At 65.2% G+C, this 13,216-nt stretch carries 11 protein-coding genes; 4 read left to right on the forward strand and 7 right to left on the reverse strand.

Annotated elements, in window-relative coordinates:
- The first annotated feature begins 129 nt into the window (after positions 1–129).
- A complete protein-coding gene (locus tag AC1RQP_RS00295; protein WP_239629796.1) occupies positions 130–600 on the forward strand; it encodes a MarR family transcriptional regulator in 471 nt (156 codons plus the stop codon).
- Here the strand turns inward: AC1RQP_RS00295 and AC1RQP_RS00300 are convergent.
- The 3 genes from AC1RQP_RS00300 to AC1RQP_RS00310 all read right to left on the reverse strand — a co-directional run bounded on the left by AC1RQP_RS00300 (position 575) and on the right by AC1RQP_RS00310 (position 4,816).
- Positions 575–1,825: an O-antigen ligase family protein gene (locus AC1RQP_RS00300; protein WP_492935534.1), complete on the reverse strand. Its 1,251-nt coding sequence runs from the start codon at positions 1,823–1,825 to the stop codon at positions 575–577. The two genes, AC1RQP_RS00295 and AC1RQP_RS00300, sit on opposite strands and share 26 nt — an antisense overlap.
- Positions 1,826–2,013: 188 nt before the next feature.
- Positions 2,014–3,564 carry an undecaprenyl-phosphate glucose phosphotransferase gene (locus AC1RQP_RS00305; protein ID WP_492935535.1) on the reverse strand — a complete coding sequence of 517 codons (1,551 nt, stop codon included), beginning with the start codon at positions 3,562–3,564 and terminating at the stop codon, positions 2,014–2,016.
- 118 nt (positions 3,565–3,682) lie between these two features.
- Positions 3,683–4,816 (reverse strand): glycosyltransferase family 4 protein, encoded by a 1,134-nt coding sequence (locus AC1RQP_RS00310; RefSeq protein ID WP_492935536.1) that lies wholly within the window; start codon positions 4,814–4,816, stop codon positions 3,683–3,685.
- A gap of 200 nt (positions 4,817–5,016) precedes the next feature.
- Here AC1RQP_RS00310 and AC1RQP_RS00315 point away from each other — a divergent pair, with 200 nt between their 5' ends.
- Positions 5,017–7,302 carry a GumC family protein gene (locus tag AC1RQP_RS00315; RefSeq protein WP_492935537.1) on the forward strand — a complete coding sequence of 762 codons (2,286 nt, stop codon included), beginning with the start codon at positions 5,017–5,019 and terminating at the stop codon, positions 7,300–7,302.
- Between the two features lie 167 nt (positions 7,303–7,469).
- On the opposite strand, the gene AC1RQP_RS00320 is transcribed toward AC1RQP_RS00315, so the two are convergent.
- Positions 7,470–8,651 carry a GNAT family N-acetyltransferase gene (locus AC1RQP_RS00320; protein ID WP_492935538.1) on the reverse strand — a complete coding sequence of 394 codons (1,182 nt, stop codon included), beginning with the start codon at positions 8,649–8,651 and terminating at the stop codon, positions 7,470–7,472.
- A 129-nt stretch (positions 8,652–8,780) separates the two neighbouring features.
- Between AC1RQP_RS00320 and AC1RQP_RS00325 the strand changes: the two genes are divergently transcribed.
- On the forward strand, positions 8,781–9,827 hold the full coding sequence (locus tag AC1RQP_RS00325; protein ID WP_492935539.1) for a polysaccharide deacetylase family protein: 1,047 nt from the start codon (positions 8,781–8,783) through the stop codon (positions 9,825–9,827).
- Here the strand turns inward: AC1RQP_RS00325 and AC1RQP_RS00330 are convergent.
- Positions 9,824–10,045: a DUF2842 domain-containing protein gene (locus AC1RQP_RS00330; protein ID WP_028178822.1), complete on the reverse strand. Its 222-nt coding sequence runs from the start codon at positions 10,043–10,045 to the stop codon at positions 9,824–9,826. The genes AC1RQP_RS00325 and AC1RQP_RS00330 overlap by 4 nt on opposite strands.
- A 93-nt stretch (positions 10,046–10,138) precedes the next feature.
- Here AC1RQP_RS00330 and AC1RQP_RS00335 point away from each other — a divergent pair, with 93 nt between their 5' ends.
- Positions 10,139–11,221, forward strand: a complete 1,083-nt coding sequence (locus AC1RQP_RS00335) for a COX15/CtaA family protein (protein ID WP_492935540.1) — start codon at positions 10,139–10,141, stop codon at positions 11,219–11,221.
- Between the two features lie 26 nt (positions 11,222–11,247).
- On the opposite strand, the gene AC1RQP_RS00340 is transcribed toward AC1RQP_RS00335, so the two are convergent.
- A complete protein-coding gene (locus AC1RQP_RS00340) occupies positions 11,248–11,592 on the reverse strand; it encodes a hypothetical protein (RefSeq protein ID WP_492935541.1) in 345 nt (114 codons plus the stop codon).
- 234 nt (positions 11,593–11,826) lie between these two features.
- Positions 11,827–13,107: an O-acetylhomoserine aminocarboxypropyltransferase gene (locus tag AC1RQP_RS00345; protein WP_492935542.1), complete on the reverse strand. Its 1,281-nt coding sequence runs from the start codon at positions 13,105–13,107 to the stop codon at positions 11,827–11,829.
- Positions 13,108–13,216: the final 109 nt, after the last annotated feature.

The raw sequence follows: 13,216 nt of genomic DNA on the forward strand, positions 1-13,216 counted from the left end.
CATGGTGCTAGGGAGAAATTACGGTTACTAAATATCTTAGTAACTAAGATATAAACCGAGTAAGAGAAGAGGCCGATCTTGTCAAGGACGAAGGGGCGCGCGGCATTGCTGCAGGAGCTGGAGGAAGCGATGCGCAGGTCGTCCGCGCAGGGCGTGCTCTACGGCCAGACCGTTGCCAACGTTGCCGGAATTGCCAATTCCGACCTTGAATGCATGGACATCCTGTATCTCGAAGGCCGTGTCACCGCGGGCCGGCTCGCCGAAGTCACCGGCCTGACGACTGGTGCCATCACCGGCGTGGTCGATCGGCTCGAAAAGGCCGGCCTGGTGCGTCGTGAGCGGGACGAGAAAGACCGCCGCAAGGTGTTCATTTCCGTCGTACCGGAGAAGGCCATGAAGATCGGTGAGCTCTATGTGCCGATGCAGCAGGCGATGGAGAAGGTTTTCGGCGCCTATTCAGACGAGGAACTGCGCTTGCTGCTGCGCTTCGCCAATGAGGGCTACAAGGGCGTGCTGACGGCAACCGAGGCGCTCAAGAGTTTGCTCGATACGCCGCCGGAGAAGCGGCCGGCACTCAAGCTGAAGAAGCTTCGTCGCTAGCGGTTTTGATCTTGTAGGCCTGTGCGGCCGCGATCATGCCCCACATCGCGCCCAGCATCATCCAGAAGTGCCGCCAGTGATCGGTGTCGATCACGAAGCTTTCGCCGACGGTGCCGAGGAACGCGGAGAAGACCGCGAGATAGGCGCGCTGCCATGGCACGCGGACGAAGATGTGCCGGAAGCCCATGATGACGGTGGTGAAGACCAGCGCGGGATAGCACACGCCGGAAAGCCAGCCGCCGGACATGAAGGCGTTCAGGTAGGAGTTGTGCGTGTCCTCGGGGAAGTAGCGGTGGAATTGCAGGGGGCCGATGCCGAACGGCAGGTCGAGCGCCATCTCCGCGCCTAGGATGTGCCGGCCGAACCGGCCGAAGCGGCCTTCGTCATAGCTCTGATCGAAGCTCGCGCGCTGCTTGAACATCTCGGCGGTGGAATCGAACGACAGCAGCACCGCGATCAGCGCGAGGCCCAGCACAGCGGCGACGATCGCCATGACGATGATGCGCGAGCGCTGCGCATTGGTGCGGCTGGTCAGCACCATCAGCGCCAGCATGAAGGCGGAGGTCAGCACCAATCCGCCCCAGGCTGCGCGAGAGAAGGCGAGCAGGATCGCCAGCGACATGAGGCCGAAGGCGACGACGTTGCGCAACGCCTTGGCCAGCCTGTCCGAGACCACGCTCTGGAGCGCGAACAGCGCCGGCAGGATCAGGAAGGCGCCGAGCACGTTGGGGTCCTTGAACGTGCCGCGCGCGCGTCCGTAGAGCGTCAGGAGGTCGTTGCCGCCGGGAACCAGGTGGAAGTAGCCGGCGACCGCCAACAGCGAGGCAACCATCGCGCCGACCACGAGCCCGCGGCGGAGCATGTCGAGCCGGGCCGCCGTGTCTTCCGAGGTGACCATCGCGAAGAACACCACGGTCACCGCCATGTACCAGGAGGTCGCGATCCAGGTCACCACCGCGGACTGCTCGAACAGCGGGATCGCGCTGATCGTATAGCCGACATTGAGCAGGACCAGCATCAGTACGAGCGGCATCAGCACGAGCCGCAGGCGCAGGCTGGTGGCGAAGAAGGTGACGGTGGCGAGCAGCGTCGCGATCTCGTACGGGCTCGGCTCGATGAAGACGATCGCGCCGGAGGCGCCGACCAGCCACACCAGCGCGCGCTGCAGCGCCAGCACGCCGGGCGCAGCCAGTTTCACTCCATCGGCTGTCGCCGCATACGCCATCACATGCTCATACGCTTACGCAACTCGTACACCACAACTTCCGCTGTCATGCTCCGCGAAAGCGGGGCATCCAGTACTCCGAGCCATTCGTGGCAGTTCTCGCTGCCGGTGGGTACTGGATCGCCCGGTCCTAGTGCGCAACTGCGCACTGGCCGGGCGATGACAGCGTGTCTTCGGGGGTAGCAAACTCAATACGCGTTCTCGTTCTTGGTCAGCAGCGAGATCGGCGTCTTCAGGAGGATGTAGAGGTCGAACAGCACCGACCAGTTCTCGATGTAGTACAGGTCGAACTCGACGCGCTTCTGGATCTTCTCTTCATTGTCGATCTCGCCGCGCCAGCCGTTGATCTGGGCCCAGCCGGTAATGCCCGGCTTGACGCGGTGGCGGGCGAAATAGCCGTCGACGGCTTCGTCGAACAGACGGCTCTGGAGCTTGCCCTGCACCGCATGCGGACGCGGGCCGACCAGCGAGAGATTGCCGGCGAACACCACGTTGAAGAGCTGCGGCAGCTCGTCGAGGCTGGTCTTGCGGATGAAGCGGCCGACGCGGGTGACGCGCGGATCGTTCTTGGTCACGACCTTCGATGCGGTCGGGTCGGCCTGATGGTGGTACATCGAGCGGAATTTGTAGACGTCGATGCGCTCGTTGTTGAAGCCGAAACGCTTTTGGCGGAACAGCACCGGGCCGGGGCTGTCGAGTTTCACCGCCAGCGCCACCAGTCCCATTACCGGCAGCGCTGCGAGCAGCGCGAGGCTGCCGACGAGGCGGTCGAACAGCCACTTCATCACCAGATCCCAGTCGGTGATCGGCGCCTCGAACACGTCCAGCGTCGGCACCTCGCCGAGATAGGAATAGGAGCGGGGACGGAAGCGCAGCTTGTTGGTGTGCGCGGACAGGCGAATGTCGACCGGCAGCACCCAGAGCTTCTTCAGCATCTCCAGGATGCGCGTTTCCGCCGAGATCGGCAGCGCGAACAGCACGAGGTCGACGCGGGTGCGGCGGGCGAACTCGACGATGTCGTCGACCTTGCCGAGCTTGCGTGCGCCGGCGCAGGTGTCGAGCGCTCGGCTGTCGTTGCGGTCGTCGAACACGCCGAGCACGTGGATGTCGGAGTCTTCCTGCGCCTTCAACGCCTCGACCAGCTGCTCGCCGTTGCTGTCGGAGCCGACGATGATGGTCCGGCGGTCGAGCCGGCCCTGGCGCGCCCAGCCACGCACCAGCGCGCGCAGCACCAGACGCTCGGCAATCAGCGTGGCGAGTCCGAGGAAGTAGAAGGCGGCAAGCCAGAGCCGCGAGATTTCGCTGCCGTACTTGGCGAAGAAGGAGATGCCGATGAACAGCAGGAAGACGAACGACCAGGACGAGATCATCCGGGTCATCTGCCGGAGCTGACCACGGAACAGCTGCACCTGGTAGATGTCGGCGGCCTGGAAGCAGACCACGGCGGCGACCGCGACGGCGACGACCTCGGCAGGATAAATCCAGCTGAAGGCGCCGGAGAGCGGCATGACATAGCCGACATAGAGCGCAATGCCGACGAGGCTCAGCAGCATGAAATCGGCCAGACGGACGAAACCGGCGATCACGACCGGCGAATAGGCGCGGGCGACCTTCTGGTTGACCACGTCGAGCGCGGCAGTTGAGAGCCGGCGACGGCGCTCCACGAAGGGCTGGTCAGCAGGTTTTGCCGCGGCACTGGTCGCGGCATCGAGCATCGAGCGTGCGTTGAGCGGTTCCACGGGCGTCCACGTCCATTCCAAAGCCCGCGGCACGGCGTTGAGCGCCCGGGCGAGCATCCCCTGGACCTTGGACTATCGAACAAATCGGAAGATTCTCTAAAGCGGGTCTTAAGAATGGTTAGTGATTGGTAAATGCGTCGCTATAGCCGGCGAGCACGCCATCGACCATCGCGGCTTGCGAGAAATGTGCGGAGATGCGTTCCCGCAAGGTGGCCGCGCGCTGCGCGGTCGTTTGCGGATCGTCCAGCGCCGCGGCGATCGCCTCCGCCATGGCCTCGGGATTGCTCGGTGCAAACAAAGCGGGGCTGTCGGCGCCGAAGATCTCGGGAATGCCGCCGATGCGGGACGCGATCATCGGAATACCGGCGGCACCCGCCTCGATCACAACGTAAGGCATGGAATCGCCGCGCGAGGGGACGACCAGCAGCCGCCCCTTGGAGAAGCCGTAGCGCGGCTTGACGTGGCCGATGAAGCGGATGGCGCCGGAGAGGCCGAGCCTCTCGACCTGCGCTTTCAGCGTCGCCGTTTCCTCGCCGTCGCCGCCGAGCGTCAGCGTGACCTTCCTGCCGCCCGCATGCAGCTGCGCCACGGCATCGACCAGCAGATCCGCGCCCTTGATGTGCCTGAACTCGCCGACATAAGCGAGGTCGGTGGCATCGTCGGCCGTTACGACCGGCTCGAACTCCTCGGGGGTGACACCATTGAAGACGCAGCGCACCACGCCCTTGGGCGTGCCGACGATGCGTTGATAGGTGTCGCGGGCAAATGCGCTCTCGAACAGGAACAGGTCGGTCGAATCCATCAGCGCGCGCTCGAGCCGTGCGTAGAACTCGCCCTTGAGGGTGTTGAGGGGATAATGCAGCGAACCGCCATGCGGGGTGTAGATGCGGATGGTGTCGTCGGAGCGCCGCCGCATGCGGATGAAGGCGCCGGCCTTGGCGCCATGGCCGTGCATCACGTCGGGCTTGAGCGTGGCGATCAGGCGCCTCATGCGAAGCCATACCAGGACATCGTCGGGCGACGGCTCGCGGCGGATCGCGAGCCGGTGCACGCCGAGCTTCAGCCGAGGCGCGAGCTCGGCAAGCGCCTTGTCGGCGCGCTCCCCGCCGGTGAGGCTGTCGGCGAGAATGCCGACATGATGGCCACGGTCGACCTGGCCGTTGGCGACGTCGAGGATGTGGCGGAAGATGCCCCCGACCGGAGCACGCACGGCGTGCAGGATGCGAAGTGGCCGGTCGGGAGAAGGGGACATGTTAGAAACCAGCTCGCCGGCGACTGCCGAACAATTCTCACGAAATAATCGTGAGGGATTAAGGGTCCTCGTGGTTAACAAACGGTGACGAGCGCGCGTGGCCGGCCGCCGTCCGTCGCGATTAACCCAGCGGCAACCTTAATGGAGTGTAATCGCCCCGGTTGAGGTAGAGTCGCAGCGTTGCCCTGCGGGAGTGTTCGATGCGTTTAGCGTTCTGGCGTGACAGCAAGGCCAAGGCGGTGATCGAGCGGGCAGTCTCGAAATCCAGACCCAAGCCTGCGCCCAAGGTCGAGGCCAAGATCGAGCCCAAGATCGAAGCCGAGGTTGAAGCGGGCCCTGCGCCTGTCGTCGCGAAGCAGGCACAAGTCGAATCCGGCGACATCGACCTGCGCGCGCTTGGAGCGGCATTGGCGCGCAAGCGCAGCTGGATCATCGTGCCGACGGTGCTGGCGCTCGTTGCGTCCCTTGCTGTCGTCAATCTCGTCACGCCGCGCTACAAGTCTGAAGCCCGCATCCTGATCGACGGCCGCGAGAACGTGTTCCTGCGCCCGAACAGCGACCGCACCGAGGAGCGACAGGCGCTCGACGCCGAGGCCGTCACCAGCCAGGTGCAGCTGGTGTTGTCGCGCGATCTCGCGCGGGAGATCATCAGGAAGAACAAGCTTGCGGAACGCCCCGAATTCGATCCGGTGCTGCAAGGCGTCTCGCCTCTGAAGTCGCTTGCCGCGCTCATCGGTATCGCCCGCGATCCGTTCTCGATGACGCCGGAAGAGCGCGTGCTCGATGCCTATTACGAACGCCTCCAGGCCTACGCGGTCGACAAGTCGCGCGTGATCGTGATCGAATTCCAGTCCGCCGATTCCGAGCTTGCCGCCCGCGTCGCCAATTCGATCGCCGACGGCTATCTCGTGCTCCAGCAGAGCGTGCGCCAGGAGCAGGCCAAGAACGCCAGCCAGTGGCTGGCCGGCGAGATCGAGAGCCTGCGCAAGAAAGTCTCGGACGCCGAGGCGAGGGTCGAGGACTTCCGTTCCAAGTCGAGCCTGTTCGTCGGGACCAACAACACCACGCTGTCGAACCAGCAGATGGGCGAGGTGAACACCCAGCTCAACAATGCGCGCTCGATGAAGGCGGATGCGGAATCCAAGGCCCGGCTGATCAAGGAGATGCTCCAGACCGGCAAGCCGATCGAGGCATCCGAGGTCGTGAACTCCGAATTGATGCGCCGGCTGTCGGAGCAGAGGGTGACCCTGCGCGCGCAGCTCGCCGAACAGTCATCCACGCTGCTCGGCAATCACCCGCGGATCAAGGAGCTGAAGGCGCAGCTTGGCGACCTCGACAATCAGATCCGCGACGAAGCGGCCAAGATCTCGCGCTCGCTCGAAAACGACGCCCGGATCGCCAGCGGCCGGGTCGATGGCCTGACCGTGAGCCTCGAGCAGCTCAAGAAGCAGGCGGCCTCGACCAACGGCCAGGATGTCCAGCTCCGCGCCCTGGAGCGCGAAGCCAAGGCGCAGCGCGACCTGCTCGAGACCTATCTGGCCAAGTACCGCGAAGCCAATACCCGCGAAACCATCGATACCGCGCCGACGGACGGCCGCATCATCTCGCGCGCCATCGTCTCGAACACGCCGGCCTATCCGAAGAAGCTGCCGATCGTGCTGATCGCGACCATCACGACGCTGCTGCTTTCGTCCGGCGTCGTCGTCACCGGTGAGCTGTTGCGTCAGACTGCGCCACGCGCGGCAGCCGTGTTCACCCCGGCGGCGATTCGGCGGGAGCCGGCGGTGGCTCGGCAAGACTTGGTGGTGGAGCCGGTCGTCGAACCCGTCACGGAAGAGCCGGCACCGCTTCAGCCGGAGATCACGGTCGATGCCGCTGTGACCGAGTTCGCCGAGATCGAGCATCTCGCCGACCGCCTGCGTGCCGCGGGCGCGGCGGCGAAGAAGGTCACGGTGCTCGGCACTGCGCCCGGCGAAGCCATCACGCTGTCGACGTTGACGCTCGCCCGGCACCTGGCGCGCGATGCCCGCGTCGTCGTCGTCGATCTCGCCGCGTCCTCGCCGATCATTGCCGCGGTGTCCGTCGATGCTTCGGTGCCGGGCCTCGCCGAGCTGATGCAGGGCGAAGCCTCGTTCGCCCAGATCATCACCCGCGACAAGCTCTCGCGGCTGCATCTGGTCATGGCCGGCCGTCCCGGCTTCGACCGCAGCCTGCTGCAATCGCCGCGCGTGGCGCTCGCGATCGACGCGCTGCTGCGCGCCTACGACCACGTGCTGATCGATGCCGGCGGCGCCTCCGATCTTCCGGCCGAACTGCTGACGGCGCATGCCCGCGCCGTCGTGGTGCCGGATGCGTCGATGGCAGCTGATGCCCGCACGCTGATGTGCGAGCAGCTGAGGGAGGTCGGCTTCAGCGAGGTGACGATGCTGAGCAAGCCGGTGCAGCCGTCGGATGCGATGGAAGCGCCGCGCGTCGTGGCGGCGTAGGCCCTCTCTCCTGGCGCGAGACGGGTGAGGGGGCTCTCTCCACGAGCTCGGAATCGTAGGGTGGGCAAAGGCGCACTTGCGCCGTGCCCACCACCTATCAACGCTTGCGGCGGACATGGTGGGCACGCTTCGCTTTGCCCACCCTACGATACTACGCAGTTCGGTGCTTACCCGAACGCCTGCCGCAGCCGTCGGGCCATATCGAACAGCATCTGGTTTTGCTTCACCAGCCGCTTGCCGTGGCTGAGCGAGGACATCGCCATCGCCGCGAGCTTGCCGCGGGAGGTCAGGGGCACGAAGCTGTCGAAAATGTCCTCTTCGTCCTTGCAGAACATTCGCTTGTAGTCGTCCGAGCCGATGCCGAGGTCGAGCGAGCGGTAGCCGTGTTCGGCACAGCGATCGAAGATGTAGCGCATCAGGATCAGGCCCGGGCTGTAGCGGGCGTGCTCGGACATCGTGTAGGTGTTGAACATCATCGAGAAGCGCTCGCCGTCGGCGACGCCGGCGAAGATCGCGATCACCTCCTCGTCGCATTCCAGCGCATGGATGTCGATGATGCGGCCTCCATCGCGCGGCGCAAGGCAGGCGCTGCGGACGAACTGTTCGACGCCGGGCTCGGCGAAGACGTTCGGGAGCTTCTGTTCCGCCATCCGCACCGGCTTGACGCGGAAGAACCAGTCGAGCAGGCGGGTGATGTCTGCGTCCGACGTGGCCAGGCGATAACGATAGCCGGCGAGCGACTGAAGCTTCTTTTCCTTGCTCTTGAGGCGGCGACGGAGCGAATTGCTGATCCGCGATGCCGGCGGGCCGCCAGGCTCCATCACCAGCCGCGGGCAGCCGTTGATCGCGCTCTGTCGCGGCAGCAGCGCAAACGGGTTCTGCTGGTCGTGCCAGCGCTGCGGCTGCTGCGTCAGCACGAGCACGTCGACATGCTCGCGCAGCGGCGCAAGCAGTGCGTCGAGATCGGCGAGGGCGGCCTGTGCCGCGAACTCGGCGTTCCACAGGCCCATGTTGAAGGTCGTATGCTTGCCGCCCATGAAGCAGGCCGTGCGCACGCCGTGGCTTTGGCGTTGCGAGAGCGGCAGCAGCAGCAGCGGGTGGCGCTCGGCGTCGCGGGCGATCACGATGAACGGCCGGGCGCCTTCATGGGCGCCCACAAGGCGTTGCCACGGGCTGAGCAGGTCGAAGCGTTGGTAGGGCGTGAAGAGATGGCCGTTCGCTTCGAAGGCACGCCAGATCGCCTCGGCCTCGGCGAGATCGGTGACGATATCGACCTGCGCGATACGGCTCGCTTTCGACCGCGCTGGCGCTTCTGCCGTCCGGCTTTGCATCGCCGCAGCCATGGTCATTCGCGAAACCTGTCGAGAAATCTAAAATACGTATTTCGGCCTGTGGCCGACCTTTGCAAACAAAGGTCAACAAAGGGTAATGACGATGGGAGAGGGGAACGGGCGCCGGCGAGCGCGAAGGGTGGGAATTTGGCATCCGACGACAGATGGCTGGAACGGTTGCGCCTCGAACTGGCCTGGTTCACTGGCCGGGCCATGCTGCACAGTCGCGGTGCCGGCGTCATCCTGCGCTTTGCGCATGTGCGGCCGCGGCGGCGCGGATTTCAGCCGCTGCGCGCGAACGAGATCACGCCGCAATTTCTTGACCGCGCGATTCGCGCGCTGAAGCGGTGGAGGTACGATTTCCTCGGCATGGACGAGGTCTGCCGGCGCGCCGTGACGCTGCCGGAGAAGCGTCGTTTCGTGGCGCTGACCTTCGATGGTGCGCCCAAGGACCTCATCAACTTCGCCTATCCGGTGCTAACGCGCCATGCCGTACCTTTCACGATCTATGTGCCCACCGCCTTTCCCGACGGCGTCGGCGAAGCCTGGTGGCTCGGTCTCGAACAGGTGATCGCGCGCGAGAGCCGGATCAGTCTGATGATGGGCGACAGGGAGCAGCGTTTCACGGTCACCGACAATGCCGAGAAGCAGGCGCTGTTTTCGTATCTGGAGAGCTGGCTGCGCTCGTTGCCGCCCGCGGAGCTGTCGGCCGCGATTGCCGATCTCTGCACGCGCTACAGGATCGATCTCGCAGCGGTCTCGCGCGAGGCGTCGATGGATTGGGAAGACCTGGCGCAACTGGCCGCCGATCCGCTCGTGACGATCGGCAGCGCGACAGTCAACTATCCCGTTCTCGCCAACATGAAGGATGCCGCCGCGCTGCGCGAGATGACGATGGGCAAGGCCGTCGCGGAAGCGGCTTTTGGCCGCGAGATCAGGCATTTCGCTTTCCCGTTCGGCGATCGCTCTTCGTTTCGACGCAGCCACGTCATGATGGCGGAGGAGGCCGGATTTGCCAGCGCGGTGTCGACGATCCCGGGCATCGTGGACGCGGAGGGGCGCACCAATCTGCGCGCGCTGCCGCGGATTTCCTGGGACGGACAGGTGCGTTCGCTGCGGATGATGCGCGTGCTGGCGTCGGGCGTCGCCTTTGCGCCGGTGAAACCGACGGGCAGCGTGATGGGCCAGACTTAACGCGTGGACTTGACGCGGTCGGGCCGCTGCATCCAGCTCACGATCGGCATCGCGGGCAGCACCCAGCCCATGCCGACCACGACATAGTAGATCGCCTGCCGCCAGCCGGACTCGGCGATCCACGGCATCTGCGCGGCCGCCATGCCGAGCAGGGCCCATACGGTGGCCAGCACCAGGAGCAGGATGGCGCCGAGGAACTTGCGGGTGCGGATCGTCATGGCGGGAGCTTGCTGCTTTCGCGTAACTTGCACTGAGGGAGCGGGGGACTATAAGGGGCACGCAGTCCGGTTCAAGCTTGGTTTTTGTCCCGAATGACGACGATTTCCACCCCGTCCGAGCCGCATCGCGCCGTGCGCTGGTGGCTGATCGCCGTGGCCGCGCTGATCGCACTGATGGTGCTGGTTGGTGGTGCGACGCGGCTGACGGAATCCGGCCTCTCGATCGTCGAATGGAAGCCGGTCACGGGCAGTGTTCCCCCGCTCTCGGAGGCGCAATGGACCGAAGCATTCGAGGCCTACAAGAAGATCCCGCAATATCGCGAGCTCAACGCCGGCATGAGCCTGTCCGAGTTCAAGGAGATCTTCTGGTGGGAGTGGAGCCACCGGCTGCTCGGGCGGTTCATCGGTATCGCTTATCTCTTGCCGTTCCTGTTCTTCCTCTGGCGCGGCGGCCTGTCGGGCGAGTTGAAGCGGCGGCTGTGGCTGCTGTTCGCGCTCGGCGGTCTGCAGGGTGCGGTCGGCTGGTGGATGGTCGCCTCGGGCCTGACCGGGCGGGTCGAGGTCTCGCAATATCGGCTGGCGACACATCTGGTGCTCGCGCTTCTGATCTTCGCCGGGATCGTCTGGACGGTGCGGCGGCTCAAAGAGCGGCCGCAGATATCGGCGCCGGCGCGGCTGCGGCTCACGAGCGCGCTGCTTCTCGTCGTGACCTTCGTGCAGATCTATTTCGGCGCGCTGGTCGCGGGCCTGCGCGCCGGGCGCGTCTACAACACCTGGCCGCAGATCGACGGCGCGTTCATCCCGTCGGCGGAGCGGTTGTGGTTCGAGACGCCGTGGTGGCGCAACATGTTCGACAATGTGCTGACCGTGCAGTTCGAGCACCGCATGACCGCCTATCTGCTGGTCGCGCTGGCGGCGCTGCACGCGATCGACGCGGTGCGCTCGCGCGCAGGGTCGGCGGCGAGCGGCGCGCTGTGGCTGTTTGCGGCCGTGAGCCTGCAGGCTGTGCTCGGCATCCTCACGCTGCTCAATCAGGTGCCGATCGATCTCGCGCTCGCCCACCAGGCGGTCGCGATCGTGGTGTTGACGCTTGCGGTGATGCAGGTCGAACGGCTGGCGCCGCGGCAATCAGCGCAGGCACAGCCGCGCGCGGTTCCGGTCAGTCAGCCCGGCTGATCACCAGCAGCCCGGCTGATCAGGGATCAGCAATAGCCGTAAACGCCGCACGCGTAGGGCAGGCGCCAGAAATAATCGACCTGCTTCCCGCCGTAATACGCGCCCTGATAATCGTAGCTCCAGGGGCGGCCGTAATAGCCCGGCAGCGCGTGTGAGCCCGGCAGCAGCGGCGTGCCCGGCAGGTTGCGGATGTAGCTGCCGATGCCATAGGCCGGCGAGATCAGCGCATCCGGATCGGTTTCGACATAGACCTGCGGCGGATCCTGTGGCGGCACGGCGGCACGCCGCTTCGGTGTCGCCGGCAGATCGGCGGCCAGCGCGCCTGAAACCGTCAGCATCGCCGCAAGGGCAGGCACCATCCAGTGCAGCATCGTCGGCTCCGAATCAAAAGGGCGATCCAAGGACGATGTATGCGGCAGATGTGGTTAATGACTGTTAACTGACGGTCGCCAAAGCGACCGCCATTCCGGGGCGGCGCGAAGCACCGAACTATGGTGCGCAATTGCGCACCTGAGAATCTCGAGCTTGTGATGCAACGTCGAGGTTCCCCGGTGCGCAATTGCGCACCTGAGGTTCGCGCTTTGTGCGCCCCGGAACGACAGCGACTACGCCCCCAGCGCCTGTTCCAGATCCGCGATCAGGTCTTCCTTGTCCTCGATGCCGACCGAGAGCCGCACCACGTCGGGGCCGGCACCGGACTTGATCTTGGCGGCGTCGTCGAGCTGGCTGTGCGTGGTCGAGGCCGGATGGATCACGAGCGAGCGGGTGTCGCCGACATTGGCCAGGTGCGAGAACAGCTGCAGTTTCGACACCAGGCTGACACCGGCGTCATAGCCGCCCTTCAAGCTGAAGGTGAACACCGCGCCAGCGCCCTTCGGCGCATATTTGCGGGCGAGCTGGTTGTACTTGTCGCTCGGAAGGCCGGCATAGCTGACCGAGGCCACCGCCGGATGGCCGGCGAGGAATTCGGCAACCGCCTTGGCGTTGTCGCAGTGCTTCTGCATGCGCAGCGGCAGCGTCTCGATTCCCGTGAGGATCATGAAGGCATTGAACGGCGACAATGCCGGTCCGAGATCGCGCAGGCCGAGCACGCGGCAGGCGATCGCGAAGGCGAAATTGCCAAAGGTCTCCTGGAGGCGGATGCCGTGATATTCCGGGCGCGGCTCCGAGAGCATGGGGTATTTGCCGCCCGTGGACCAGTCGAAGGTGCCGGCGTCGACAATGATGCCACCGAGCGAGTTGCCGTGGCCGCCCAGGAATTTCGTCAGCGAGTGCACGACGATGTCGGCGCCGTGGTCGATCGGGCGGATCAAATAGGGCGAAGCCAGCGTGTTGTCGACGATCAGCGGCACACCCGCTTTGCGCGCGACCGTCGAGATCGCCTCGATGTCGGTGATGCTGCCGGCGGGGTTGGCGATGGACTCGATGAAGATGGCTTTCGTGCGCGGCGTCACCGCGCGCTCGAAGCTCGCGATGTCGTCGGGATCGGCCCATACCACATTCCAGCCGAAACTCTTGAAGGCGTGCGTGAACTGGTTGATCGAGCCGCCATAGAGCTTTCGCGCGGCGATGAACTCGTCGCCGGGCTGCATCAATTGCTGCAACACCACGACCTGCGCAGCATGGCCCGAGGCCACTGCAAGCGCGGCCGTGCCGCCCTCAAGCGCGGCGACGCGCTCTTCGAGCACGGCATTGGTCGGGTTGCCGATGCGGGTATAGATGTTGCCGAACGCCTGCAGGCCGAACAGCGAGGCGGCATGGTCGGCGTCGTTGAAGACGAAGGACGTCGTCTGATAGATCGGCGTTGCGCGCGCACCGGTGGTGGGGTCGGGCTGTGCACCGGCATGCACGGCAAGAGTCGAAAATCCCGGAAGGCGATCGCTCATTTGGGCGTCCTGTTTCTCGTGGTCTGAAATCGCGCGGCATGCTGATCGGCGACGCGCTCGCCGTCAAGGCGCGGCTTCACATCGGAATGATCGTGCTGCGCATTGTCGC

The organism is Bradyrhizobium sp. GW821-FHT13H06 (assembly GCF_058803975.1).